This window comes from Streptomyces sp. NRRL F-5122 (assembly GCF_001507435.1).
In the GTDB taxonomy this organism is placed as follows: Bacteria; Actinomycetota; Actinomycetes; order Streptomycetales; family Streptomycetaceae; genus Streptomyces; species Streptomyces lannensis.
This window is the reverse complement of sequence record NZ_LMWH01000059.1, coordinates 146,823-171,668: the sequence shown is the minus strand read 5'-3', so window position 1 is coordinate 171,668 and position 24,846 is coordinate 146,823. Positions and strand designations below refer to the sequence as shown.

Below are 24,846 nucleotides of genomic sequence, written 5' to 3'. Positions count from 1 at the left end.
GGGTGTGGGGACGGGGACGGGAGGGAGGGGCGCGGTTCAACCCATGAACCAGCGCACCGGGCGCGGCGCGAGGTTCTGGTAGACGTGCTTGGTCTCGCGGTATTCGGCGAGGCCCGCGGGGCCGAGCTCACGACCGATGCCGCTCTTGCCGAATCCGCCCCACTCCGCCTGCGGGAGGTAGGGGTGGAAGTCGTTGATCCAGACGGTGCCGTGGCGCAGCCTGCCGGCGACCCGGCGGGCGCGGCCGGGGTCGGTGGTCCAGACGGCACCGGCCAGGCCGTACTCGGTGTCGTTGGCGAGCGCGACCGCCTCGTCCTCCGTGCGGAAGGTCTCCACGGTCAGGACGGGCCCGAAGACCTCCTCCCGTACGACCTTCATCTCCCGGTGGCACTGGTCGAGGACGGTCGGCTCGTAGAAGTAGCCGTCGGCGGGCCTCGTCCCGCTCGGCTCGGGGCGCCTGCCGCCGCACCGCAGCACCGCGCCCTCGGCGAGCGCGGAGGCGACGTACGCCTCCGTCCTGGCACGCTGCTGCTCGGAGACGAGCGGGCCGCATTCGACGCCCTTCTCGGTTCCGCGTCCGAGGCGGATCCGCCCGGCCCGGCGAGCCAGTTCGGCCACGAAGCGCTCCCGGACCGACTCCTCGACGATCAGGCGGGCGCCCGCCGAGCAGACCTGGCCGCTGTGGATGAAGGCGGCGTTGAGGGCCTGGTCGACGGCCGTGTCGAAGTCCTCCTCCGTCGCGCAGGCGTCGGCGAAGACGACGTTCGGGTTCTTGCCGCCGAGTTCGAGGGCGATCTTCTTGACCCCGGCGGCGGCGGCCTGCGCCACCTTGGTGCCGCTGACGAGCCCGCCGGTGAAGGACACGAGGTCGACGTCGGGGTGCTCGGCGAGCCGGGCGCCGACCGAGTGACCGGGGCCGGTGACGATGTTGGCCACTCCGGCGGGCAGTCCGGCCTCCTCGAGCCGTTCCAGCAGCGCGATCGTGGTCATCGGGGTGATCTCACTCGGCTTGACCACAAAGGTGTTGCCGGCCGCGAGCGCGGGGGCGATCTTCCAGCTGGCCTGCAGCAGCGGGTAGTTCCAGGGCGTGATCAGCGCACAGACACCGACGGGCTCGTGCACGACGACGCTGTGGACGTCGGGCGAGCCGGCGTCGACGACACGGCCGGGGCCCTCCGCGGTGACGAGGTCCGCGAAGTAGCGGAAGGCGTCGGCGACGCAGTCGATGTCGACCCGCCCCTCTTCGACGGTCTTGCCGGCGTCCCGGCTCTCCAGCAGCCCGAGCTCTTCGCGGTCGCGTATCAGGAGGTCGGCGACGCGGCGCAGCAGCGCGGCCCGTTCGGCGACGGGGGTGCGGGGCCAGGACCCCGCGTCGAAGGCGCGGCGGGCGGCGTCGACGGCGGCGTCGGCGTCCCGTTCGTCCCCCTCGGCCACCCGGGCGAACGGCTCGGCATCCGCGGGGTCGAGGATCTCGCGGGTGGCCCCGGAGAGCGCCGGGCGCCACTCCCCCGCCACCTGGATCGTCTGATCTGCCTGCTGTCCGGCCATGTTCGGTGTTGCCTTCCGTTCCTGGTCCATGCCCCTGTGTCACGCGCGTGTCACCCTCAGAGACCGGATGCACCTGCCCCCGACCCGCCGATGCATGCGCGTTCGGTGGCGGAAAGTGCGAGGCGTCACTGAGAATGCGGTCGAAAAGGGATAAAAGTACGCTTTCGGGCAGATACTCATGGAGGTGATGCGATGTTCCCGACCCGTGGCTTCACAATCGCGACCTGCACGGCGACCGCGGCTGCGACGATGGGTCTGTTGTTCTCCCCCGGCATGGGCGGCGTTTCGTCGGCCCGGACCGGTGGCAACCAGGACCCGCAGCGGTTGGCCGCCCAGGCACAGGAAGGGCTGCGGAAGGCAACATCGGTACGCCTCGGATATGTGGACCGGAGCCGGACGGCCTCGTCCAACAAGCGTCTGCCGACCGCGATGAACATCGCGCTGGACCGTCGCGGCAACTGTGCGGGCACCATGACGCTCGGCGGCCACGGCGGCTCGGTCGAGATCATCAAGCGCGGCACCGAGGTGTGGCTCAAGCCCGACCAGACGTTCTGGAAGGCGGAGCTCCCCGGCGAGCGGGGTGTCGCCGCGAGCCGGGAGTACGAGGACCGCTATATCCACGGCTCCACCTCCAACGCCCTTCTCAGCGGCATCGCGAGCACCTGCGACCTCGAATCGCTCCAGCGGTCGGCGATGGTCAAGGCGCCGAACACACTGAAGGCCGGTCTTGCGAGGACCCTGGACGGAACGCGGGTGGTCCCCCTGTCCTTCCAGGTGAACGGCCTGACCTCGACGCTGTACGTCACGGCGGGCAAGCCGCATCGCCTGTTCCGCGCCGCCCAGACCGGGCCGGGCACGGACCTGTCCCTCACCTTCACGGACTACAACAAGCTGGTCCTGGTGCGGACCCCGCTCGCGAGCGAATCGGTGGACATCTCCCAGGTGCCGAACCTGCCGGCGTCCTGACCCCATCGCATCACCGGAGGGCCGGACACGGCCCACCGGATCGGTCGTACCCGTCCCCTCGCCCGTGCGGCGGGGGGATTCGCCCGTCCGGGCGAGGGCCGGCCGGCGCCGGGGTACGGCGTCAGGCCGGCGCCGGGTCGCAGGTGGCTCCGGGCGGGCAGAACCAGTTCAGGGCGGTGGTGAGCAACTGCAGTTCGTCGTCCCGGCCGTCCGCGTCGGGGCCGTACACGGCGATGGCGTATATGTTGCCGTCCGCCGCTACGAAGCGCTCGTCGTAGACGTGCCAGGTGCCCACGGCGGGTTCGCCCTTGATGGTGTCGGCCAGGTACTCCAGCCGCGAGCCGGTGAACTCGCCGTCGTCGAGGTTCTGCAGGGAGATCTCCTTGAATCCGGTCGGCTTCGCGATCCCGGCGGACAGGTACAGCTCGAACGACGCGTCCGGCGACGACTCCGCCACCTGGTACACCTGAAGCCGGTGGGAGCGGTCCTCGCTGCGGTAGTTGACCACGCGTATGCCGTACGTGGACTTCACCGTCGAGCGTGTCCAGCCCTCGGGGACGGCGATCCGGAAGCCCTCGCCGTCGTCCCGCGACGCGTAGCCCGTCGGGAGTGCGCTCGGCGAGATGGAGGGCGACGCCGGGTCGTCGGTGGGCGAGGGTGCCTCGGAGCTCTCCGTCGCCCCGGTGGGCCCCGGTGTCGTGGAGGCGCTCGCGGCGGACCGCTCGTCCCCCTTGTCGTCCGCGGGGCCGATCACCAGGCTCAGCACGAGGCTCGCGGCGACCCCGACCACCGCCGCCCCGACCACCACGGACCACAGGACCCGGCGGTTGAGCCCACCGGGAGCGGCGGGCGCGGGCGGCTGCGGCGGCCAGTCCGGGTACGGCCGGTTCGCGTCGGCCGGCCACTCGGGGAAGGGCTGCGCCCCACTCCCGTCGGTCGCGTCCGGCGCCACCGGCTCGACGACCCCGCCGTCACCGGCCTGTGTCCGCGTCTGCCACCAGGCGACATCCGCCTCGGAAGGACCTGTCTGTGAAGGACCCGTCCCGCGGCCCTCGTCCGAGGCCGCCGCATCGGGCGCGACCGGTCCCGGCGTCGCCGTATCCGGGGCGTGCTGCGGGCGCGCCGGTGGCGGCGGCGTCGCCGGGGCCGGGTTCCGGACCGCGTCACCGTCCTCCCAGCGCTGGGTGTCCTCGTTCCAGTACCGCCGGCCCCCGCTCATCGTCTCCCTCTCACATTCCCAGCAGCCCGGCCACGGCCCCCGCGGACGCGAGCACGTTCAGCAGTGCCTGCGAGTCGCCGAGCACCTCCCGCAGCCGCTCGCGGCGCGAGGGGGCTGCCTGGCCCGTACGGGTGATCTCGTCCTCCGTCTGGGCGAGCGCCGAGTCGAGAGCGGCCGTCCGCTCGTCGCCGCGCACCCGGGTCAGGTCGGCGCGCAGCTCGCGCACCGCCTTCAGCAGTTCCTCGGTGGCTTCGTCACGCTGTCCGGCCGTCCCGTGGTGGCTGACGGCCTGTGCGTGGCTGCCGACAGCGAAGGTGCTGTGCGACACGTCTCCGATGCTGACGTTCGGCTCATCCGTGGCCATCGGTCTCGGGTCCCTTCTGCGGCGCGGGGCCGCCGGTCGTGGCGGAGGCGCTGGCGTGCTCACCGACCGCGAAGGTGCTGCCGTCCACCCGGCCGATGTGAACGCCGCCGTTGCTGATGTTCACGATGCGCTGCACGAACTCGCCGGTTCGGTAACCGGAATCGGCCAGTGCCGCCCGAACTCCGTGGGCGACACGGTCCTGGACACTCTTGAGATAGCGGTCGACGTCCATGTCCTGGAAGAGCGACCGGTCGGGCGTCGAGCCCAGCTCGCGTACCGACAGGGCCGGACCGTCGGGCAGTGCGTTCGCGTAGCCGCCGGTCAGCAGCCGCCATCCGTACACCACGGTCCTGCCGAGCGTGATCAGGGCGCGCGCCGGGGAGCCCGGCACTCGGGCGAGCGCCCAGGCGGCCCGCCCGAGCGGGTTGTTGTGACGGAAGCGGTGGGCCGTTCGGTCGGCGTCCTTGAAGTCCTCGCGCACGGGGCCGAGCACATGCGGGGCGATCTCCAGCATGAGCATGCGGCCCTGGGTGTGGACGCGCACGAACACGGTGACGACCAGCTCCTCCTCCCATCCGCCGACCCGGATGCGCAGGAAGTGCCGCCGTTTCTCGCCTCCCTCCTCGACCGCGCGCGCCCGGTGCTCCTCGAACGCCTGCGGGTGGTAGGGGGCGTCCTCGCGGCGGAGCAGTCCCTCGGCGGGCAGGAACACGCACTCGTCGATCTCCAGCTGGCGCAGCCGGTCGCGGACGCCGGGCCCGGCGTACTCGGCGGGCACACGCAACTGGGCGAGCAACGGGCGGACCTTCTCCAGCACGGCCCGGTTGCTGAGCGGCTGCTGCTTCTTCAACGGGTCGGGCACGAGCTCGACGGCGAGGACCCAGGTGTCGAAGGCCGTGCCCGCGCCGCAGAACGGCCGGGCCTCGTGATACATGACCAGCGGCGCGTGCTGTTCGAGCCGGATGCGCTGCCGCACCCGCTGCAGGCGCGCCCCCTGCTCCTGCTCCGCGGGGTCGCCCGCGGCGTCCGGAAAGCGCTGCGAGGACAGCTCGGCGGCCATGACGCGGGCGAACTGACGGCGTTGCCCGGCGATGCACAGGGCGACGAGCGCGAGAACGCCGAGGGCGAACCACGCCTGCCAGGGCTTGACGCTCTCGCTCGGCAGCACCAGGTCGGAGAGGCTCGGCATGCCGGAGGAGCCGCCGTAAGGGTCGTAGGACGACTCGTACGACGAGCCGTCGTCCGAGCCGGCGAACGCGGCCAGGACCGTGATGACGAGGTACCCGGCGAAGGTGAGGCGACCCCACCAGCGCAGGAAGAAGGCCGGCACCCGCCGGTACAGCGGAGGGTCCCCCGCCCGGCCCCTGATCCAGGACGCGATCGCCAGCATCAGGCTGGGCACGAGGAAGCCGAGCAGCAGACCGCCGGAGAGCGCGGAACCCACCAGCCACAGGCCGATGACCGCCCCCGCCCACGCGAGTTCCAGGCGCCGGGCCCGCAGGGCGTGGGCGAGCACCCGCGCCGCGTCGAAGCCGAGCGAGGGCGCCACGATCCGCTGTTCGTTGAGGTGCAGTTCCTCGATGACCCGGTCCCGGTAGACGGAATCCAGGTGGACACCCGCGCACAGCAGTCGCGTGGCCTCACTGGCGTGCGGTGGGCTCGGCGGCTGTGCCGGTGGTGCACCGAACTGCGTCGGCTGTGGTTGCTGCGGCACGTAGGCGGTGCTCACGCCACTCCCCCGATGACGGACCCCGACCCTCAAGAGACGTGGGTCACATGCAAGTTGATGAACCATCAGCATAGGGGGGCATCCGTGTCCGGGAAAGCGGAAGGTTCACGCCCGTGACGGGTGACGACTGCGGCGGGTGACCGGCCACGTCCATGGACGCCCGCAGTTCCTTTGACTAAGGTCAAAGGAACATGGAGCCAGTGTCCACCGAGCATGTGACGGCCTTCCGCCGGTTCAACCGCTACCTCACCCGTCGGATCGGCGTTCTCGACGACCACTACCTGGGGCAGGACCGGCCGCTGGGCCAGGCCCGGCTGCTGTACGAGATCGGGGACGGCGCCTCACTGCGCGAGCTGCGCGTGCGGCTCGGTCTTGACGCCGGGTATCTCAGCCGGATGACACGGGCGCTGGAGGCCCAGGGGCTGGTGCGGACGAGCGTCCATCACGAGGACAGCCGGCTGCGGCTCGCGGAACTGACGCCCGCCGGACGCGACGAGGTCGGGGAGCAGAACCGCCGCGCCGACGCCCTGGCCGAGCGCCTGCTGCGCGATCTCAGCGAGGACCAGCGCGGCGAACTGACCGCCGCGCTCGGCACCGCACGGCGCCTGCTGCGTCTCGCCGGCATCGTGATCGAACGTGTCCACGGCGCCTCCGCGGACGCGCGGGCCTGCCTCGACGCCTACGCCGCCGACATCGACGCCCGCTTTCCCGAGGGTTTCGACCCCACCGCCCTGGTCCGTCCGGAAGAGGTGTCCGGGGACGCCGGCGCCTTCCTGGTCGCCTACGAGGAGAACCGGCCCGTCGGGTGCGGGGCGCTGCGGACCCTGGAGCCCGGCGTCGGCGAGATCCGCCATGTGTGGGTCCACCCGGAGGCCCGCCGCCTGGGCCTCGCGCGCCGTCTGCTCGACGGCCTGGAGCGACAGGCGGTCGAACACGGCCTCGGCCTGGTGCGCCTGGACACGCATGCCGTCCTGACGGAGGCTCAGGCCATGTACCGGGCCTGCGGGTACACACAGATCCCGCGCTACGACGACAACGTGTACGCGGCCCACTGGTTCGAGAAGCGGCTGACGGACGGGGCCGTTCGCTGACCGCGGCACCCGGGGACGGTTCGCAGCGGTGTCCGCACAGCCGCAGCCGCAGGCCCCGTTCCGGACGCGACCGGAACGGGGCCTGTGCGGACCGAAGGCCCGGGGATCAGATGAGGCCGAGCGCGCGGACCGCCTCGCGCTCCTCCTCCAGCTCCTTGACGGAGGCGCCGATGCGGGCGCGGGAGAACTCGTTGACGTCCAGGCCCTGCACGATCTCGTACGCGCCGTCCTTCGTCGTGACCGGGAAGGAGGAGATCAGGCCCTCCGGGACGCCGTAGGAGCCGTCCGACGGGATGGCCATGGAGGTCCAGTTGCCCTGGGCGGTGCCGTTGACCCAGGTGTGGACGTGGTCGATGGCGGCGTTGGCGGCGGAGGCGGCCGAGGAGGCGCCGCGGGCCTCGATGATCGCCGCACCGCGCTTGGCGACGGTCGGGATGAAGTCCTCGGCGAGCCACTTCTCGTCCGACACGACCTCGGCGGCGTTCTTGCCGGCGACCGTGGCGTGGAAGATGTCCGGGTACTGGGTGGCGGAGTGGTTGCCCCAGATCGTCAGGCGCTTGATCTCGGAGACCGGGACGCCCGTCTTCTTCGACAGCTGGGTCAGCGCGCGGTTGTGGTCGAGGCGGGTCATCGCGGTGAAGCGCTCGGCCGGCACGTCCGGGGCGGCGGCCTGGGCGATCAGCGCGTTGGTGTTGGCCGGGTTGCCGACCACGAGGATCTTGACGTCGTCCGCGGCGTGGTCGTTGATGGCCTTGCCCTGCGGCTTGAAGATGCCGCCATTGGCCTCAAGGAGGTCACCGCGCTCCATGCCCTTGGTGCGCGGGCGGGCACCCACGAGGAGGGCGACGTTGGTGCCGTCGAAGGCGACGTTCGGGTCGTCGCTGATGTCGATGCCCTGCAGGAGCGGGAACGCGCAGTCGTCGAGCTCCATGGCCGTGCCCTCGGCGGCCTTGAGCGCCGGGGTGATCTCCAGCAGGCGCAGCTTGACCGGCACGTCCGCGCCGAGCAGCTGGCCGGAGGCGATGCGGAAGAGCAGTGCGTAGCCGATCTGGCCGGCCGCGCCGGTGACGGTGACGTTCACGGGAGTGCGGGTCATGGCGTTCTCCGTTTGACAGCTGGCGGTAGGGCTTCGTCGCCCGGGGTGCGGGATCCCGCCGCCGGCTCGTGACCGGCGCCCCGCCGCGATGATCGATCACGGGTACAGACGATCGATATCTTGGCGTCAAGAGAGATCCAGCCGTCAGGCTATCGCGCATCCGGGATCCCGTACGCCCGGGCCCCTGTGGCCCGCCCCACAGACGCGGCGGCCGCCGCGTGCCGGGAGAGGGGGACGCGAGGCGGCCGCCGTGCGGGGCGTCAGCCGGAAGGGGTATGGGGGCCTCCCGGACTGCCGGACTCCCGTGGGGGTACGTTCCGCCTGCCCCGCGACGCGGGGGTCATGCATGCCGTACGGCGATTGTTTTTCGGTGCGGGGCGCGCGGCAGGATCCCGCGCGCCCCGCACCTGGTGGCCACCCCCGCGGGCAGCGCCCTACTTCGTGCACCCCTCCTGCCCCGACGTGAGCGTCACGCACGCCTTGGCCGCGACCCCGTCCGCCACCGACACCATCGGGGTGTAGGCGTCCGTGTCCCCGGCGGCGGCCACCGAGCCGGTCTGCCGGGCGGCCCCGGCCGCCGACACCGTGACCGTGTCGCCCTGCGCCGCCCGGGTGACACGGGCCCAAGCGGCCCCGCAGGTCTTGCTGTAGCGGACCTCGACGAGGGTCGTGCCGACGGTGACGCTGGTGGAGGTCTTCGCCAGCGTGCCGCCGCAGCCCATGTTCTCCGGGTCCTTGCCGGTGCAGCCCGCACCGGCGCACTTGACACCGGCCGGCAGGTCGGGCGCGGGACTCGGCGCCGTGGCGGACGGCCTGGGCGCGCCCGCCGCCTTCGTGCCGTCGCCGCCGGTCAGGAAGAACGCCACCGCGATCACGGCGAGCGCCCCGACCACACCCGCGAGGAACATCAGCAACGGCCGCCTGCGGCGCGCCCCGTCGGACGTGTCACGGCCCGACGGCCGGCCCTCGTCCGGCGGGCCGCCGGCCGTCGCCTGCCGTTGAGCCGCGGATGCCCCCGCGGATCCCTCCGCGGACGTCACCGGTGGCTCGGGCGCGCGGGCGGCCCGCCCGTTCTGCGACCGCTCCCGGGAGCCCTCGCCGGAGGACCCGCCCCGCGGCGCTCCCACGGCGCCGTCGGCGTCCGGTGCCGTGGCGGACGTCGGCTGCGACGGCACCACCGGCGCCACACCGGCGGGTCCCGCGACACCCGATGTCGCCGTGGCACCGCGGCCCCCGGTGCCGGGAGGCGGCCCGAACTCCCCGAGCGCGGCACGCGCCTGGGAGATCCGGATGGCCTCCATGGTCATGTCGTGGCGCATCTCCGAGCGGCTCCAGGCGCGTTCGGCCAGCTCCCACACGGTGGTCAGATGCACGGGATTGGTGCCGGTCACCTCGGCCAGGGCGATGACCGCGCCCTTGGGTGCGAGCAATCTGCCGTTGAGGTAACGGTCCCAGGACGTCTTGCTGTAGCCCGTGCGGTCGGCCACGGCGGAAACGCTCAGCCCGCTGCGGTCCACGAGCCGCCGCAGCTGTCCCGCGAACTCACCGACCTGCGGGTCGAGTTCATCGGGCAGGGCCTTCCAACGAGGCATTGCTTCCCCCTCTTTCCCCCGGTACCTGCTGACGTTCCCCTTGCGTGCCGTGCGCTGTCGAGTCCCCCCTCCCCGCTGCCCATGGGGAGGCTCCCGGCCGTGATCCCGCCACCCGAAGTGGGGGCGCACGGGAGCATCCGGTCGCAGGCATGCACCGTCGCACACCCGTCGGTCCGCGGCCCAGTGTCCCACCGCCCGTTCGAACGGACCCCCGGTTCACCGCGCGGGACGCCCCGGACCGTCCCGGTTGGACACGTTAGCCACGGTCCGTCTGTGATTCGTCCGCCATCCCCGAACTTGTCAACACATCGACACAACGGGCACACAGCGGTGACCTCATCAGGCGCAGGGGGACCACGGTTCCCCCGAGCGTGACGGCGCCTGGCGGTGAGCGGCGCCGGCGGGGTGCGGGGCGCGGCAGTCGGGGCACGGTGTCCCACGGCGTGTGGCTCGGGCGCCCGGTCCGGCCGGGCGGCGAGCGGTCCGAGCCCGTCCGGTCCTTCAGGAGCCGCAGTGCTCGACGAACTGCCGCACCCCAAGCCGCAGATCGTCCGGCAGGGGACTGCCGGGCACCCGTCGCACGCCCCTCCGCATCGCCCCGCCCGCGAGCCTGTTCGGTCCGACGCACGGCGTCGGGGCCGCATCGGATCCGTTGCGACGGGCGGACACCGTAGCGGAATGGTCACTTCCGTGCCACGGCGGACTGTCGGGTGTTGAACACCCCGAGCGAGTACATGAGGGTGTTTCCCGGGCGGCCCGCCGCCCCGCGCGCCCGGCCTCCCACGGGGGAGAGGCCGGGCGCGCCCCTGCTTTCCGGCCGGACGGCCGAGGGCGCCCACGACGGCGGCGGGCGGACCCTCCGGTGAGGGTCCGCCCGCCGCCGTCGTGTCGCGTCCCCGGACGCCGTCAGGTGCGGACCGTGAAGTGCAGGGTGTCGTCGAGGAACGGTATCTCCAGCCACGGCCTCGGCTGCGCCATCAGCGCGAGCAGCACGATCGCCAGACCGAGGACGCCGTACGTGACCATGTCCGTGAAGCGGGAGCGCACCGCGAGCATGCCCACGTCGGGCAGCGCCCAGCGCATCGCGGCGCCGCCGAGCAGCGCCACGCCGATCAGGATCGTGCCGAGACGGAACACGTCCAGCGCGGTCAGCAGAAGCCCGAGTCCGACGGCGGACAGCACGACCAGGATCGGCCACTGCCGGGCGGGCGCGGGTGCGTCGCCGGGCGCGGCCCTGCCGCCGCCCTCGGGCCGCGCGGTGTCCCGGGTGACCCGGGGGAACCGCCTGGTCGCGCGCCGCGGCCTGCCCTCGGCGTCGGGCGCGCTGACGGCGTCCGTCACGACGGGCTCGGTGTCGTCCGGCCGCTGCTCCTGCACGGCGTCCTTCGCGACGGGCTCCCTCTCACCGGTCCGCCGCTCTCCCGTGGGGCCCTCGGGCCTGTTCTCAGCCGACACTGCGCTCCGCCGCCTCGACCACGTTGACGAGCAGCTGGGCGCGGGTCATCGGACCCACACCGCCGGGGTTCGGGGAGATCCACCCGGCCACCTCGGCCACCTCCGGGTGGACATCGCCGACGATCTTTCCTTCGGCGCTGCGCGAGACGCCGACGTCGAGGACGGCCGCTCCCGGCTTCACGTCCTCGGCCCGGATCAGGTGCGCGGAGCCCGCCGCCGCGACGATGATGTCGGCCCGCCTCAGATGGGCCGAGAGGTCGCGCGTGCCGGTGTGACACTGGGTGACCGTGGCGTTCTCGCTGCGCCGCGTCAGCAGCAGCGGCATCGGGCGGCCGATGGTCACGCCCCGGCCGACCACCACCACCTCGGCGCCCTTGATCTCCACGCCGTAGCGGCGCAGGAGGGTCAGCACGCCGTTCGGGGTGCAGGGCAGCGGCGCCGGCTCGTTCAGGACGAGGCGCCCGAGGTTCATCGGGTGGAGCCCGTCCGCGTCCTTCTCCGGGTCCATCAGCTCCAGGATCCGGTTCTCGTCGATGCCCTTGGGCAGCGGCAGCTGCACGATGTAGCCGGTGCAGGCCGGGTCCTCGTTCAGCTCGCGGACGACCGTCTCGATCTCCTCCTGGGAGGCCGTCGCGGGCAGTTCGCGCTGGATGGAGGCGATACCGACCTCCGCACAGTCGCGGTGCTTGCCGGCGACGTACTTGCGGCTGCCGGGATCGTCCCCGACCAGGACGGTGCCGAGGCCGGGCGTGACGCCCTTCTCCTTCAGCGCCGCCACGCGGGCGGTCAGCTCGGACTTGATCTCGGCTGCGGTGGCCTTGCCATCGAGAATCTGGGCGGTCATGGCTCCCATCCTCCCGGATGAACCGCCCGTGGTTCCAATCCGGACGGCTTCCCGCCCGACCCGTCCGACCTGTCCCAAGATCGGTGATGTTGCACTTGGACAACACCTGCGTAATGCCGCTGGACAAGGACTCCTCTCCCCCACGACGATGACTGGCGCAGTATCGCGGCCGTGTTGGGGGGCAAACCGCTCATCTGTTGACGATCCTCCGCGCCATTCCGCGTCGTCCCCGATCGTGCTACGGAGGAATCAGGCCATGAGTTTCGGCTCGCCCAACAACCCTTACGGTCAGCCGCAGAACCCGCAGAACCCGCAGTCCGGCTACGGGCAGCCCCAGCCGGGCTACGGTCAGCCCCAGCAGGGCCAGCCGGGCTACGGCTACCCCCAGCAGGGCCACCCGGGCATCCCCCCGCAGGGCTACCCGCAGCAGCCCGGCGGCTACCCGGGCTACCCACAGCAGCCGGGCTACGGCGCCCAGCCGCCGTACGCGAACTGGGGCCAGCGGTTCCTCGGCACCCTCGTCGACGGCCTGGTGTTCCTGGTGCCCTACCTGCTGGTGATCCTCGGCCGGGACACCCCGGCCCTCGCGGTGATCGGCGGCCTCGCCATCTTCGCCGTCGCCATCTGGCAGCTGATCATGGAGGGCCGCACCGGGCAGACGCTCGGCAAGAAGGCGCTCGGCATACGACTGGTGCGGGAGAGCGACGGTCAGCCGCTCGGCATCGGCATGGCGTTCGTCCGCCGCCTGGCCCACTTCCTCGACAGCCTGGCCTGCTACCTCGGCTGGCTGTGGCCTCTGTGGGACGCCAAGAAGCAGACGTTCGCCGACAAGGTGTGCTCCTCGATCGTGATCCGCTCGCAGTGAGCGGTGGTTGAACCGAAAAGGCCTGCGGCCCCTCGTCGAGGGGCCGCAGGCCTTTTCGGGCTCCGGCTCAGTGGAAGAAGTGGCGCGTCCCCGTGAAGTACATGGTCACGCCCGCCTTCTGGGCGGCCTCCACGACCTGTTCGTCGCGGATCGAACCACCCGGCTGGACAATGGCCTTGACGCCCGCGGCGATCAGGATCTCCGGCCCGTCGGGGAACGGGAAGAAGGCGTCCGAAGCGGCGTAGGAACCCTGGGCCCGCTCCTCCCCCGCCCGCTCGACGGCGAGCTTGCAGGAGTCCACCCGGTTGACCTGGCCCATGCCGACGCCGACCGAGGCCCCGTCCTTGGCCAGCAGGATGGCGTTGGACTTGACCGCGCGGCAGGCCTTCCAGGCGAAGGCGAGTTCGCGCAGCTCGTCGGGACCGAGCGCGTCACCCGAGGCGAGGGTCCAGTGAGCGGGGTCGTCGCCCTCGGCCTGCAGACGGTCGGTGACCTGCAGGAGCGCACCGCCGTCGATCTGCTTGATCTCGGCCGGGTTCTCCGGGCCGTCGGGCGCCCGCAGGACCCGGATGTTCTTCTTCTTGGTGAGGACCTCGAGCGCGCCCTCCTCGTAGTCCGGCGCGACGATGACCTCGGTGAAGATCTCGGCGACCTGCTCGGCCATCTCCTTGCTCACCGGACGGTTGACGGCGATGACGCCGCCGAACGCGGACAGCGGGTCGCAGGCGTGCGCCTTGCGGTGCGCCTCGGCGACGTCCGCACCGATCGCGATCCCGCACGGGTTGGCGTGCTTGATGATGGCGACGCAGGGCTCGGCGTGGTCGTACGCGGCACGGCGCGCGGCGTCCGTGTCCGTGTAGTTGTTGTACGACATCTCCTTGCCGTGCAGCTGCTCCGCCTCCGCGAGGCCGCCGCCGCTGCCGTCCACGTAGAGCGCCGCGGGCTGGTGCGGGTTCTCGCCGTAGCGCAGGGTGCTCTTGCGCTCGTAGGTGGCGCCCAGGAAGTCCGGGAAGGCCGAGTCGTCGACAGGCGCATAGGAGGACGCGAACCAGGAGGCGACGGCGACGTCGTAGGCCGCGGTGTGCTGGAAGGCCTCCGCGGCGAGCCGCTTGCGGGCCGTGAGGTCGAAGCCGCCGTCGCGGACGGCTGCGAGCACGTCGCCGTAGCGCTCCGGGCTGGTGACCACGGCCACGGACGGGTGATTCTTGGCGGCGGCGCGGACCATGGAGGGGCCGCCGATGTCGATCTGCTCCACGCACTCGTCGGGTGAGGCACCGGACGCGACGGTCTCGCGGAAGGGGTAGAGGTTGACCACGACGAGGTCGAAGGGCTCGACGCCCAGTTCGTCGAGCTGCGCGCGGTGGCTGTCGAGACGCAGGTCGGCGAGGATGCCCGCGTGAACCTTGGGGTGCAGGGTCTTGACCCGGCCGTCCAGGCACTCGGGGAAGCCGGTCAGCTCCTCGACCTTGGTGACGGGCAGGCCGGCGGCGGCGATCCTCGCAGCGGTGGACCCGGTGGAGACGAGCTCGACGCCTGCCTCGTGCAGCCCGCGGGCGAGGTCCTCGAGCCCGGTCTTGTCATAGACGCTGACGAGCGCGCGCCGGATGGGCCGCTTGGTGCTCTCGGCGGTCACTGGATAACTACCTTTCGTCCCTCGATGCGATAGCCGTTGCGGGCGAGCCGCCCCACGACCTCGACGAGCAGCCTTCGCTCGACTTCCTTGATGCGCTCGTGCAGAGCGCCCTCGTCGTCCTCGTCCCGGACCTCCACCACTCCCTGAGCGATGATCGGCCCGGTGTCGACGCCGTCGTCGACGAAGTGGACGGTGCACCCGGTGACCTTGGCGCCGTACGCGAGCGCGTCACGCACACCGTGGGCCCCGGGAAAACTGGGGAGCAGGGCGGGATGGGTGTTGACGAACCGTCCGCCGAACCGTGCGAGGAACTCCTTGCCCACGATCTTCATGAAGCCGGCGGAGACGACGAGGTCGGGCTCGTACTCGGCGACTGCCTCGGTGAGGGCGCTGTCCCACGCCTCCCGGCTGTCGTGGTCCTTGACCCGGCACACGAAGGTGGGCAGCCCGGCGCGCTCGGCGCGGGCCAGGCCCTCGATGCCGTCGCGGTCGGCGCCGACGGCCACCACCTCGGCGCCGTACACACGGACTCCGGTCTCGGCGATGGCGTCGAGGAGTGCCTGGAGGTTGGTGCCGGACCCGGAGACCAGGACGACCAGACGCTTGGCCGCGGACTCGGTGACGGTCTCGGCCACGGACTCGGCCACGACGGGGCCCTTTCTCGGGGAAGCAGTTGTGCGGTCGCTCGGCAGAGCGCTTGCATGTCGGCAGAGCGTTTGTATGGTCGTACGAATGCTTTGCGCCCCCGGATACGGGGAAGTCTACGAAGCGGACGACCGCCAGCAACGATACCGGCACTCCGGACGGCCCCCGCGGGACGGGGGCGTGGCCGGGAGGTAGCGTCTGGGGAGGAGCCGCCCGGTGAACGGGCGGTCGACGCGGGGAACGACGCACCTGCGTGGGACGTTGTCCGGGAACGGGTAGGCCCGCGGGGTACACCCCGCGGCGAGTTCCACGAACAAGCCGCACGCCGGAACCACCAAGGGGAAGACGCACACCTGATGCCGGATCGCAGTCTCCGACTCCCTCCGCTGCTGCTGCGCGAGCGGCGCCCTTCGCCCGTGCCGCCGCCGGAGGGCACGAAGACGCCCCAGAGCGGGGACGACTCCGCACACGGCGGATCGGCGAACGGCGGCCGGGACACGAAGACGCCCCCGGACGACAACCCCTTCGCACCGCCGCCGGAGGGCACCCCGGACCGGCCCTGGCAGCCGCGGCACCCGGCGCCCGGCCGGGATCAGGGGCAGGGGCAGGAGGGCTCCGGCGAGGGCGGACGCACTCCATGGGGCAGCCAGTGGAGCGACCGGCAGCCCGGCCCTTCGACGGGCGGGCGGTTCGGCGACCGCCCGGGAAGCCCCGGCGGACAGGGCGGGCCCGAGGGCCCCACCGGTTCCGGCCGGCCCGGTACGGGCATGCGCTGGGACCCCACGGACCCGGTGCAGCGCCGCGCTCGCTACGCGCTGCTGGCCGGCATGTGGGCCTTCTTCTTCGCCCTCTTCAGCTGGTCCTACGTCGCCCTGCTGCTGGGCGCGCTCGCGTTGTACTGGGGCTCGAGCGCGCTGCGCGCCAAGCCCCGCGACCCCGAGCCGAAGGCCGCCGCCTCCTCCACGGCCCGCCCGCAGACGACGGCCGCGATCAGCGGGCTGGTCACGGCGTCCCTGGCGATCGCGATGGTGGCGGCCACGTTCACGGCCCATCTGGTCTACCGCGACTACTACACGTGCCTGGACGACGCCCTGACGACCACGGCGAAGCACTCCTGCAACGATCTGCTGCCCAAGGACCTGCGGAACGTACTGGGGACACAGGGCTGAGCAGGGGCGGGGCCCACGCGCGGCCCCGCCCGCGACACACGGTCCGCCTCAGGCACCCGGTCCGGGCACCTCGGGAGGAGACGGTTTCGGGCGCTGCGACAGCAGCGGATCGTCCGCCGACAGCTCCTCGTACTGCTTGAGTTCGAGGTCCACCCACGCGGTGTTCGGCCCGAGGGCGGGGTCCTCCGCGGGCAGCGCCTCGTACGGCCTCAGATCGGGGTCCTCCCACGCGCCGTGCGGCGCGGGCCCGGGGTCCCCCCAGGCCCGGTGCGACCCGGGACCGGGGTGGTCCCACGACGCACGGGGCGTGGCGCCGCGGCGCCCCCACGCGACGTCCGCGTTCCGGCCCCTGTGGGTGTCCGCCGGTTCCGCAGCCGTCGGGGACGGGACCGCGGCCGCCCCCTTGCGCGGCTCCTTCGGCTTCTTCCGCTTCTTGCGCGCCTCGGAGCCCCGCAGCCGCCATGCCCGCACCCCCAGAGCCACCGGCACGCCCAGCCCCACCGTCCAGCCGGCCGCCGCACCGCCCACCTGCCATCCGACCGGTCCGAAGCGCGCCAGGGCGGCGACCCCGAGCGGCCCGCCCGCCGCCTCCGCGAGACCTCCGAGCAGCAGCCCGCACAGCACCCCGGCCACCACGACCGCTCCCACGGCACGCCCCACCGGCCACACCGCCGCACGCCCGCGCTCCCGCCCCTCGCACGCGGCCCGTGCCACGAACCAGCCCACCGTCGCCCCCGCCACGACCGGCACCGCCGCAACCGCCCACCACAAAGGCCCGCCCCCCGCCCTGGGCACGGCCGCCAGCAGCGGAAACGGCGGCAGCAGGGCGGGCGGCCGTGTCGACGACAGCGGCCCCGTCACATGCCCCACGCCCAGCACGAATCCGGGCCCCAACCCGTACGCCGCACCCCACACGGCCGCGTTCGGCACCAGGGCCATCGCGAGGAGCAGCACCCCCCAGCGACCCGACCATCCGTCCGCGAGCTGGTGGAACGTCGACTGCGCCGCCTCGCCGTGCCACAGCAGTGACACCCCCACGAGCAGCGCGCCCCCGCCCACGAGCACGGCCGTTCCGGCCATGGCCGCCCGGAGGGAGTCCCCCAGCCGCACCCGTCCCTCGGCATCGACGGCTCCGGCGGTCACCACCTGCCGTACGACCGAGGGCAGCCGGTCCAAGGCCCGGCGCACGCTTCGCGGCAGACGTCCGCACGGACGCCCGTACGCCGTCCACACTCCGGCTCCCGCCGCGACGACCACGGTCAGCGGCAGATGCATCGTGGACCAGGCCCACGCCGGGCGCAGTGTTCCGTCCGTGGCGTACAGCGCGGCCACCGCAGACACCGCGAGATAGCCCGTCACCACCCCCGCCCATGACGTGCGCACGTCGACGAGCGGCGCCCCGGCCTCCGCGGCCTCCTCGCCCTCGCCGTCCGTCACATCGCGTGCGGCCCGGTGCAGCAGCCACACCGGCACCGCGGCCAGCAGCAGCGGAGTGACACCGACGGGCGCGGGCAGGCCGGAGAGTGTCTCGGTTCGGACGAGCACGACGCCGTGCGCCAGCAGCCACAGTGCCGCCGCCACGCGCAGGGCACCGCCGGGCCCGTTGTCGGGATACGGGGAACTGATCCACAGCACCATCACCAGCAGGGCGAAGGAGCCGAGCCCCAGCACGGCCGCGACGGCGCCTGCGGCGAAGGCCTCGCCCAGATGGGGCCAGCGGTCCCGCAACCGGGTGCGCAGGGGCGACAACGGGAATCGGCGATCGGTCCATTGGGTCACCCCGCCATGCTGCCAACGACACGCGCTTTACCGGCGTAACGGGCAAAGCGTCGCTGTGTCGCCCAATATACGTTTATGTACTTTTACGCACGGAGGGCAGCCCAGTGATGCAGAGCACCGCCTCCCAGCTGCCTCACCCCAAGGAATGCCGACGCCTCCGCAGGAGCCAGTCGCTGACGCAGACTCAAGTGGCGGTCACACTGGGCGTCTCCCTCGAAGAAGTACGCGACTGGGAGAACGGTCTGACGGAACCGCACGGCCGGCGGAGGCGGGCGTACGCGCGGCTGCTCGCCGAATGGGCGGCGCACGAGAGGACCGAGGGCAGTGCGCGGGACTGGACCACCACCCGTCCGCTGACTCCGCATCAGGCGTTCGACGGCCTGTACCGGTTCTGCGCCCCGGCCCTGGTGCGGCAGGCGTATCTGCTCACCGGCCGCACCGCCCTCGCCCGCGAGGCGGTCGAACGCGCCTTCCAACTGGCCTGGCAGCGCTGGCCCGAGGTCGCCCTGGACCGCGATCCGCCCAGCTGGGTGCGCGCGGCGGCACACGACTGGGCACTCTCCCCCTGGCACCGCTTCCGGCTGCGCCACCGCCGCTGCGATGCGCCCGCGGACCCCGCCGACCGGGCCCTGCTGGACGCCCTTCTGACGCTGTCCCCGATCCATCGGCGCACCCTGGTGCTCCACGACGGTGCCGGACTCGGCCTTGCGGAGACCGCGGCCGAGACGGAGGCCAGCACCGCGGCCGCGGCCGCCCGGCTGCAGCGGGCCCGCGAGACGCTGTCCGACCTCGTGCCGGACCAGGCGGCACCCGAGGTACTGCCGGACAGGATGGCCGACTTGGCGATGTCCGTCCGGCTCCGCGCCGCCCGGCCGCCCGCGGTCCGCTCCGTCGGTGAGCGCAAAGCCCGTCGCGGGAACCGGATGGCCGTGGTCTTCACGGCCGCCCTGGTGGGTGCCACCGCCCTGACCCTGAACATGGCGACGGACCACTACGAGCGACCGGTGCCCGAGGGAACGGCGGTCATCGACCTCCCGCCCCAGGTCGCCATGGGCCCGCTGTCCGCCCAGCAACAGCGACTGCGGCTCCTGCTGAAGAAGCAGGCCCACAAGGGGCCGGCGCGCCTCGTCCCACAGGCGCGCTGACGCCGGCCCCGCACACGCCGGTGGGCCCGCCCCCCGAGGGAGACGGGCCCACCGGCGTTCAGCCGGGAAGGACTCAGCCGGCGAGGATCTCGCGCGCCAGCTTGGCCGTCTCGGTCGGGGTCTTGCCGACCTTGACGCCCGCGGCCTCCAGCGCCTCCTTCTTCGCCTGGGCGGTGCCCGACGAACCGGAGACGATGGCGCCCGCGTGACCCATGGTCTTGCCCTCGGGCGCGGTGAAGCCCGCGACGTAGCCGACGACCGGCTTGGTCACGTTCTCCTTGATGAAGGCCGCGGCCCGCTCCTCGGCGTCGCCGCCGATCTCGCCGATCATGACGATCAGGTCGGTGTCGGGGTCGTCCTGGAAGGCCTTGAGGGCGTCGATGTGCGTGGTGCCGATGATCGGGTCACCGCCGATGCCGACGCAGGTCGAGAAGCCGATGTCACGCAGCTCGTACATCATCTGGTACGTCAGCGTGCCGGACTTCGACACCAGGCCGATGCGGCCCGGCTTGGTGATGTCGGCCGGGATGATGCCGGCGTTCGACTGGCCGGGGGTGATCAGGCCGGGGCAGTTCGGGCCGATGATGCGGGTCTTGTTGCCCTTCTTGCCGGCGTACGCCCAGAAGGAGGCCGAGTCGTGCACCGCGATGCCCTCGGTGATGACCACCGCGAGCGGGATCTCGGCGTCGATGGCCTCGATGACCGCGTCCTTGGTGAACTTCTCCGGGACAAAGATGACCGTGACGTCGGCGCCGGTCTTCTCGACGGCGTCCTTGACGGAGCCGAAGACCGGGATCTCCGTGCCGTCGAAGTCCACGACCTGGCCCGCCTTGCGCGGGTTCACGCCACCGACGATGTTCGTGCCGGAGGCCAGCATGCGCTTGGTGTGCTTCTGGCCCTCGGAGCCGGTCATGCCCTGGACGATGACCTTGGATTCCTTGGTGAGGAAGATAGCCATGGTTGTCTGTGACCTCGTCCCTTACTTCGCGGCCGCAGCCAGCTCGGCGGCCTTGTCGGCCGCGCCGTCCATGGTGTCCACACGCTGTACGAGCGGGTGGTTGCGGTCGTCCAGGATCTGGCGACCGAGCTCGGCGTTGTTGCCGTCGAGACGCACGACGAGCGGCTTGTTGACCTCTTCGCCCTTGGACTCGAGGAGCTCCAGGGCCTGCACGATGCCGTTGGCCACCGCGTCGCAGGCGGTGATGCCGCCGAAGACGTTGACGAACACGGACTTGACGTCCGGGTCGCCGAGGATGATCTCCAGGCCGTTCGCCATGACCTCGGCGGAGGCGCCACCGCCGATGTCGAGGAAGTTGGCCGGCTTGACGCCCTTGTGGGCCTCACCCGCGTAGGCGACGACGTCCAGGGTCGACATGACCAGACCGGCGCCGTTGCCGATGATGCCGACCTCGCCGTCGAGCTTGACGTAGTTGAGGTTCTTCTCCTTGGCCGCGGCCTCGAGCGGGTTGGCCGCCGCCTTGTCGTGGAGCTCCTCGAACTCGGGGTGACGGAACTCCGCGTTGTCGTCCAGGGAGACCTTGCCGTCCAGGGCGATGACGTCACCGGAGGCGACCTTGGCCAGCGGGTTGACCTCGACGAGGAGGGCGTCCGACTTGACGAAGGTGTCCCACAGCGTGACCAGGACGTGGGCCACCTTGTCGGCGACCTCGGCCGGGAACTTGGCCGCGGCCACGATCTCCTGGGCCTTGGCCTCGTCCACGCCGTCGATGGCGTCGATCGCGATCTTGGCGACGGCGTCGGGGCGGGTCGCCGCGACCTCCTCGATCTCCATGCCGCCCTCGACGGATGCGATGGAGAGGAAGGTGCGGTTGGCGCGGTCGAGGAGGAAGGAGACGTAGTACTCCTCGACGATCTCGGGAGCCGTCTCGGCGATCATGACCTTGTGGACCGTGTGGCCCTTGATGTCCATGCCGAGGATGTCCGTGGCGCGGGCGACGGCCTCGTCCGGGGTGGCCGCCAGCTTCACGCCGCCGGCCTTTCCGCGGCCACCGACCTTCACCTGCGCCTTGACGACCGACTTGCCGCCCAGCCGCTCGGTGATCTCGCGCGCCGCCTCAGGCGTGTCGATGACTTCACCGGCCAGCACCGGTACACCGTGCTTGGCGAAGAGGTCCCTCGCCTGGTACTCGAACAGGTCCACGCGCTTCCGTCCCTATCAGTGATCTCGCGGTTCGTTGGATGCGTGGGCGTGCCGCGAAGGGCAACGTGACGTCCGCTCTGGGTCACAAGGGAGGCGCACACGGTGTCCGAGCGCGCGGCATGTCCGTCTCGCAGGTTATCGCCGCTTGAGGTGGGGCCCTAAATCGCAGATCACACCTGAGCGGTGATACCGGTCACACGTGCGGCAGAGCGGGCGCGGGCCCCGGGGAAGCGGCGGAGCGGCAGGGTCCCACCGGGTTGGGGTTGGCCCGGTGGGACCCCTTGTGCCGCCCCTCAGGGCGCCGGGACGGATGGACCCCACCCCAATGGGGCCATCCGTCCCGGCCCGCGGGGCTCTCGGTCGGGCCGGTCGACGGCTTTCGGCCGCCCGGTCCTCGACCCCCACGGAGTCCGGTGGATGCCGTACGGAGCGCGCCGCCGCGCTCCGTACGGCATCGCTGGGTCAGACGGAGTACGTCTCGCCGTGCTCCGGCTGCGGGTGCTGCGGGACGAAGGCCTCGGCGACGCCCCGGACACCGGTCACGGCGTGCTCGCCCAGTACGGCGCCGGAGACACGGACGTTCCCGGCGAGGCCACCGGCGAACGGCGGGACCTGGCCCGCGACCCCCCGTGCGAGAGGGCCTGCCGCGCCCGCGACACCGCCGGCGAACGGCGGCACCTCGTCCGCCACGCCGTGCACGAGGTTCGCGGCGCTGCCCGCCACGCCGTGCGCGACGGGCCGCACGGTGTCGTGCACCATCCGCACGGCCGGCCGCACCGCGCCGCCCACGCCGTCCACGAACGGCGGCACCTCCTCGCCCACGCCGTACGCCGATGCGGTGGCGCCTTCGGCGACATCCCCGGCGAACGGCGGGACCTGGCCCGTGACACCCGCCGCGAAGGGGGGCACCTCGTCCACCACGCCGTGCACCGACCGCGCGGCGTCCCCGACGGCCCGCTCGGCGACGGGCACGGTCCCGTGGACGGCCGTACCGGCGACCGGCGGCAGGACGGAGTCCGCGGTGTCGCCGGTCACCTCCCCGGTCACGCCGTGCACGACCGGCCGCACATCGGCGCCGGCCCCGTACCCGAGCGCGGACGCGTCACCGACGGCATGCCGCGCGAGCGGCCGGACGTCCGCAACAACGCCGTCGGCCAGGCCGGTCGTGTGCCCCACGGCGTGCCCGGCCGCCGGCAGCACACCGCCGAGGACCGTGCCCGCGACCGGGGGAAGCGCCGAGGCGGCCGTCTCGGCGGCCACCGGCCCGACCGTGCCGGGCACGCCGGTGACCGTGCCGGCGGCCTGCTGCCTCAGTCCCGTGACGACTCCGGTGACATGGCCGGGAACGGCGGAGACACTCGTGCCCGCGGCGGCCCCCGCCGCGTCCGCCACGACGGTGGACTCGGCGACTGCCTGTCGCGTGGCGCCGACAACGCCCTCCGCGGTACGCCCCGCGCCTGCCACGGTGCTCTGCACCCTTGTGCGCACCGGACCTCCGACGCCTCGCGCCTGGGCGCGCGCGGCGTTCTGCACACCCTGGAGCTTGGTCTGCGCGGCGGCGAGTGCCTGCTCCACCTCGGGGGCGAAGGCGGAGAGGGGGCCGAACAGGTAGTCGATCTCGTCCCGCGGCGCGGTCGAGTCGGACACGGCGACGGTGGCCGCGACCGTGGCGTGGTCCGCCGCAGCGGCGGCCCGGGGCGCGACGGTGTGCGCGAGGCCCCGTGCCTGCGCGAGGCCCTGGGCCTGCGAGAGGTGCGACACCGCCGCGCCCGCGCCGGAACGCCGGGCCGCCCGGCCCGCGTCGGCCGTCGCCTTCCCCACCCGGGCCTCGGCCCGGGCCGGGGTGTGTGCGGCACCGGAGACGATGGAGTGGGCCGTTGTGGCCGTGTGCCGGGCGGTCGAGGCGGCGCCGTCCACTGCCGTGCCGTGCGTGACGCCGGAAACCGTGTTGTGCACACCGGCGACGGCGCCGTCCAGGGTGTCGGTGACCGCGCCGACCGTGTCCACGGCGTTGATGCCCACGTCGGGGGTGGACGCGGAGGCGGCGGGCAGCTCGTCCGCGTCGGCGACGGCGGAGCCGAGCGCCCATGCGCCGGTGACTCCGGCGGCTATGACGATGGAACGTCGGATGTTCTTGTTCATACGTGCGTCAGTTCCTTCGGGAATCCGGGAGTTCGGGACGTACCGGTTCCGAGTCCTGCGCCGGTGTCGGTGGGGGTCGACGGATCCATGGGGGTCGTCGGGGACCTGCGGCCATGGAGGTGTTCCGGCTGTGGCGGCTCGGGATCCGGTGGCTTCCGTCCGGGACCGGAGGGTCCGGACGGAGGGCAGACCGGTTCCGTCCCCGCGCATCGGGGCGCGCGGGGCGGAGGTGCTGACCTAGCCCGGGAACTCGGGGATGTCCCGGTGCCGGTCCCGGGTCCCGTCCACGGTGACGACCGCGGTGCCGCCCCGCATCAACGGCAGCGGCGCCCGGTCGCCGAACGCCACGGCGTGCGCGTCGCCGTGCCGCGGCACACCGCCGTCGGCGGCCGGCTGGTCGCCGTACGAGCCCGGATCACCGCCCGGGGCCTGTTGCGCGGGCATCTGCGAGGGCCGGGCGGAGTGGTGGGCGTGGTGCGCGGGCGGCGCCACCGGGGCCTGGACGGCCACCGCCGGGAATCCGTGCGCTTCGCTCTTCCGCTGTTCGACCGCGCTCGGGTGCCCGCTCCCGTCCGGCTGCTGCGGGGCCGACGGGGCGGGCCGGGTGTGCACCGGCGGCGTCGGCAGTCCGGGAAGACCCGGCAGCCGGGGAAGTTCGGGCAGTTGCGGGAGCGAGGGCAGCGACGGCTGCACCGGTGTGTCCGGCAGCCCTTCGGTCACCGTCCCGACAAGACCCCCGACGGGCCGAGCGACCGTGTCGCCGACCGGCTGCAGAAGCTTGCCGACGACGGGCCGCACCACATGACGGAGGGTCTGGTCGACCGCGGGAACCGTCCGGAGCACCGAGGCGACCGGGTCGGCCGGCGCAGCGGGTACGGACGGACGGGTCACCGGTGCGGTGTGCGTTGGGGCGGCGGGCGTTCCGGATACGCCGGTGGTGTGCCTGACGGCGGGCGGCGGGACCGGCGCGCCGTGTGATGTGTGCCCCGCCGGTGAGGCCGTACGGGTCCGGTGAGCGGCCGGCCCGGTCGCACCGGAGTTCTTCACCGCTCGTCCGACCGTCCCGCTGACACTCTTCCCGATACCTCGCACCGCCCCCTCGATCGGGTGCACGGCGTCGGCCGGGGCACCGGCCGCGACCCGAGCCGCGGATGCCTGCGGCGTACCGTCGGCCGCCTGGGCGTGCCCGGCGCAGAGGAGCCCCAGCGCCAGCAACCCGCCCGCCACCAGCACCAGATGGAGCGCACGCCGCCCGGCCGCCGTACGCATCGTGCGCAGTGCGGCACCGGCGAAGGGAAGTGCGGCCGGCAGGGTCACGACGGGGAGGGCCTCCGTGCGGCGGAACGAGGCGATACGGAGCGGACGGCGCATCGCCGAGGGTGAAGCGCCGTCGATCCTTGCAC

Annotated in this window: 20 protein-coding genes; 5 read left to right on the top strand and 15 right to left on the bottom strand. The window is 72.7% G+C overall.

Annotation, left to right across the window (positions count from 1 at the left end; genetic code table 11):
* Positions 1 to 36: 36 nt before the first annotated feature.
* Positions 37 to 1,548, bottom strand: coding sequence for an aldehyde dehydrogenase family protein (locus ADL25_RS09825; protein WP_059127271.1), 1,512 nt, complete (start codon positions 1,546 to 1,548; stop codon positions 37 to 39).
* A gap of 192 nt (positions 1,549 to 1,740) precedes the next feature.
* On the opposite strand from ADL25_RS09825, the gene ADL25_RS09820 reads away from it, so the two are divergent.
* On the top strand, positions 1,741 to 2,514 hold the full coding sequence (locus ADL25_RS09820; protein WP_059127270.1) for a hypothetical protein: 774 nt from the start codon (positions 1,741 to 1,743) through the stop codon (positions 2,512 to 2,514).
* 121 nt (positions 2,515 to 2,635) lie between these two features.
* Here ADL25_RS09820 and ADL25_RS47975 read toward each other — a convergent pair whose 3' ends face one another.
* Genes ADL25_RS47975 through ADL25_RS09805 form a run of 3 tightly spaced genes read right to left on the bottom strand, consistent with a single transcriptional unit; the run spans position 2,636 to position 5,826 of the window.
* Entirely contained in the window at positions 2,636 to 3,733 is a 1,098-nt protein-coding gene (locus tag ADL25_RS47975) for a hypothetical protein (protein ID WP_107116560.1), read from the bottom strand.
* Between the two features lie 10 nt (positions 3,734 to 3,743).
* Entirely contained in the window at positions 3,744 to 4,097 is a 354-nt protein-coding gene (locus tag ADL25_RS09810; RefSeq protein WP_059127269.1) for a hypothetical protein, read from the bottom strand.
* Positions 4,084 to 5,826 (bottom strand): hypothetical protein, encoded by a 1,743-nt coding sequence (locus tag ADL25_RS09805; protein WP_059127268.1) that lies wholly within the window; start codon positions 5,824 to 5,826, stop codon positions 4,084 to 4,086. Before ADL25_RS09805 ends, ADL25_RS09810 begins: the two co-directional genes overlap by 14 nt.
* A 191-nt stretch (positions 5,827 to 6,017) precedes the next feature.
* Between ADL25_RS09805 and ADL25_RS09800 the strand changes: the two genes are divergently transcribed.
* Positions 6,018 to 6,917: a bifunctional helix-turn-helix transcriptional regulator/GNAT family N-acetyltransferase gene (locus ADL25_RS09800; protein WP_059127267.1), complete on the top strand. Its 900-nt coding sequence runs from the start codon at positions 6,018 to 6,020 to the stop codon at positions 6,915 to 6,917.
* A gap of 106 nt (positions 6,918 to 7,023) precedes the next feature.
* Here the strand turns inward: ADL25_RS09800 and ADL25_RS09795 are convergent, their stop codons facing one another.
* The 4 genes from ADL25_RS09795 to ADL25_RS09780 form a co-directional block, all read right to left on the bottom strand.
* On the bottom strand, positions 7,024 to 8,013 hold the full coding sequence (locus tag ADL25_RS09795; protein ID WP_059127266.1) for a malate dehydrogenase: 990 nt from the start codon (positions 8,011 to 8,013) through the stop codon (positions 7,024 to 7,026).
* A 434-nt stretch (positions 8,014 to 8,447) separates the two neighbouring features.
* Positions 8,448 to 9,605 (bottom strand): XRE family transcriptional regulator, encoded by a 1,158-nt coding sequence (locus ADL25_RS09790; protein ID WP_059127265.1) that lies wholly within the window; start codon positions 9,603 to 9,605, stop codon positions 8,448 to 8,450.
* Positions 9,606 to 10,511: 906 nt separating this feature from the next.
* Entirely contained in the window at positions 10,512 to 10,982 is a 471-nt protein-coding gene (locus ADL25_RS09785; RefSeq protein ID WP_059127280.1) for a DUF3017 domain-containing protein, read from the bottom strand.
* Between the two features lie 67 nt (positions 10,983 to 11,049).
* On the bottom strand, positions 11,050 to 11,904 hold the full coding sequence (locus ADL25_RS09780) for a bifunctional methylenetetrahydrofolate dehydrogenase/methenyltetrahydrofolate cyclohydrolase (RefSeq protein WP_059127264.1): 855 nt from the start codon (positions 11,902 to 11,904) through the stop codon (positions 11,050 to 11,052).
* Between the two features lie 256 nt (positions 11,905 to 12,160).
* On the opposite strand from ADL25_RS09780, the gene ADL25_RS09775 reads away from it, so the two are divergent.
* Positions 12,161 to 12,769, top strand: coding sequence for an RDD family protein (locus ADL25_RS09775; protein WP_059127263.1), 609 nt, complete (start codon positions 12,161 to 12,163; stop codon positions 12,767 to 12,769).
* 67 nt (positions 12,770 to 12,836) lie between these two features.
* Here ADL25_RS09775 and purH read toward each other — a convergent pair whose 3' ends face one another.
* Together purH and purN are read right to left on the bottom strand one after the other, a co-directional pair.
* Complete coding sequence (gene purH / locus ADL25_RS09770) at positions 12,837 to 14,402, bottom strand: bifunctional phosphoribosylaminoimidazolecarboxamide formyltransferase/IMP cyclohydrolase (RefSeq protein WP_059127262.1); 1,566 nt, start codon at positions 14,400 to 14,402, stop codon at positions 12,837 to 12,839.
* On the bottom strand, positions 14,399 to 15,049 hold the full coding sequence (gene purN, locus ADL25_RS09765) for a phosphoribosylglycinamide formyltransferase (RefSeq protein ID WP_059127261.1): 651 nt from the start codon (positions 15,047 to 15,049) through the stop codon (positions 14,399 to 14,401). Before purN ends, purH begins: the two co-directional genes overlap by 4 nt.
* Positions 15,050 to 15,403: 354 nt before the next feature.
* Here purN and ADL25_RS09760 point away from each other — a divergent pair, with 354 nt between their 5' ends.
* On the top strand, positions 15,404 to 16,216 hold the full coding sequence (locus ADL25_RS09760) for a hypothetical protein (RefSeq protein ID WP_059127260.1): 813 nt from the start codon (positions 15,404 to 15,406) through the stop codon (positions 16,214 to 16,216).
* A gap of 48 nt (positions 16,217 to 16,264) precedes the next feature.
* Here ADL25_RS09760 and ADL25_RS09755 read toward each other — a convergent pair whose 3' ends face one another.
* Positions 16,265 to 17,995: a DUF6350 family protein gene (locus ADL25_RS09755; protein ID WP_181923140.1), complete on the bottom strand. Its 1,731-nt coding sequence runs from the start codon at positions 17,993 to 17,995 to the stop codon at positions 16,265 to 16,267.
* 107 nt (positions 17,996 to 18,102) lie between these two features.
* On the opposite strand from ADL25_RS09755, the gene ADL25_RS09750 reads away from it, so the two are divergent.
* Positions 18,103 to 19,140, top strand: a complete 1,038-nt coding sequence (locus ADL25_RS09750; RefSeq protein WP_324614041.1) for a sigma factor-like helix-turn-helix DNA-binding protein — start codon at positions 18,103 to 18,105, stop codon at positions 19,138 to 19,140.
* Between the two features lie 73 nt (positions 19,141 to 19,213).
* Here the strand turns inward: ADL25_RS09750 and sucD are convergent, their stop codons facing one another.
* The 4 genes from sucD to ADL25_RS09730 form a co-directional block, all read right to left on the bottom strand.
* A complete protein-coding gene (sucD, locus tag ADL25_RS09745; RefSeq protein ID WP_059127258.1) occupies positions 19,214 to 20,098 on the bottom strand; it encodes a succinate--CoA ligase subunit alpha in 885 nt (294 codons plus the stop codon).
* Positions 20,099 to 20,119: 21 nt separating this feature from the next.
* The gene (gene sucC, locus ADL25_RS09740) at positions 20,120 to 21,301 is read right to left on the bottom strand and encodes an ADP-forming succinate--CoA ligase subunit beta (protein ID WP_059127257.1); all 1,182 of its coding nucleotides are present in this window, start codon (positions 21,299 to 21,301) and stop codon (positions 20,120 to 20,122) included.
* A gap of 462 nt (positions 21,302 to 21,763) precedes the next feature.
* Positions 21,764 to 23,443 carry a hypothetical protein gene (locus ADL25_RS09735; RefSeq protein ID WP_059127256.1) on the bottom strand — a complete coding sequence of 560 codons (1,680 nt, stop codon included), beginning with the start codon at positions 23,441 to 23,443 and terminating at the stop codon, positions 21,764 to 21,766.
* 237 nt (positions 23,444 to 23,680) lie between these two features.
* Positions 23,681 to 24,814, bottom strand: a complete 1,134-nt coding sequence (locus ADL25_RS09730; protein WP_059127255.1) for a hypothetical protein — start codon at positions 24,812 to 24,814, stop codon at positions 23,681 to 23,683.
* Between the last annotated feature and the right edge of the window lie 32 nt (positions 24,815 to 24,846).

What these genes read in the sequence shown, in the direction of transcription:
- ADL25_RS09825 (WP_059127271.1), bottom strand. Translation starts at nt 1,548, where the DNA reads ATGGCCGGACAGCAGGCAGATCAGACGATCCAGGTGGCGGGGGAGTGG.
- ADL25_RS09820 (WP_059127270.1), top strand. Translation starts at nt 1,741, where the DNA reads ATGTTCCCGACCCGTGGCTTCACAATCGCGACCTGCACGGCGACCGCG.
- ADL25_RS47975 (WP_107116560.1), bottom strand. Translation starts at nt 3,733, where the DNA reads ATGAGCGGGGGCCGGCGGTACTGGAACGAGGACACCCAGCGCTGGGAG.
- ADL25_RS09810 (WP_059127269.1), bottom strand. Translation starts at nt 4,097, where the DNA reads ATGGCCACGGATGAGCCGAACGTCAGCATCGGAGACGTGTCGCACAGC.
- ADL25_RS09800 (WP_059127267.1), top strand. Translation starts at nt 6,018, where the DNA reads ATGGAGCCAGTGTCCACCGAGCATGTGACGGCCTTCCGCCGGTTCAAC.
- ADL25_RS09795 (WP_059127266.1), bottom strand. Translation starts at nt 8,013, where the DNA reads ATGACCCGCACTCCCGTGAACGTCACCGTCACCGGCGCGGCCGGCCAG.
- ADL25_RS09790 (WP_059127265.1), bottom strand. Translation starts at nt 9,605, where the DNA reads ATGCCTCGTTGGAAGGCCCTGCCCGATGAACTCGACCCGCAGGTCGGT.
- ADL25_RS09780 (WP_059127264.1), bottom strand. Translation starts at nt 11,904, where the DNA reads ATGACCGCCCAGATTCTCGATGGCAAGGCCACCGCAGCCGAGATCAAG.
- ADL25_RS09775 (WP_059127263.1), top strand. Translation starts at nt 12,161, where the DNA reads ATGAGTTTCGGCTCGCCCAACAACCCTTACGGTCAGCCGCAGAACCCG.
- ADL25_RS09760 (WP_059127260.1), top strand. Translation starts at nt 15,404, where the DNA reads ATGCCGGATCGCAGTCTCCGACTCCCTCCGCTGCTGCTGCGCGAGCGG.
- ADL25_RS09750 (WP_324614041.1), top strand. Translation starts at nt 18,103, where the DNA reads ATGCAGAGCACCGCCTCCCAGCTGCCTCACCCCAAGGAATGCCGACGC.
- sucD (WP_059127258.1), bottom strand. Translation starts at nt 20,098, where the DNA reads ATGGCTATCTTCCTCACCAAGGAATCCAAGGTCATCGTCCAGGGCATG.
- ADL25_RS09735 (WP_059127256.1), bottom strand. Translation starts at nt 23,443, where the DNA reads ATGAACAAGAACATCCGACGTTCCATCGTCATAGCCGCCGGAGTCACC.
- ADL25_RS09730 (WP_059127255.1), bottom strand. Translation starts at nt 24,814, where the DNA reads ATGCGCCGTCCGCTCCGTATCGCCTCGTTCCGCCGCACGGAGGCCCTC.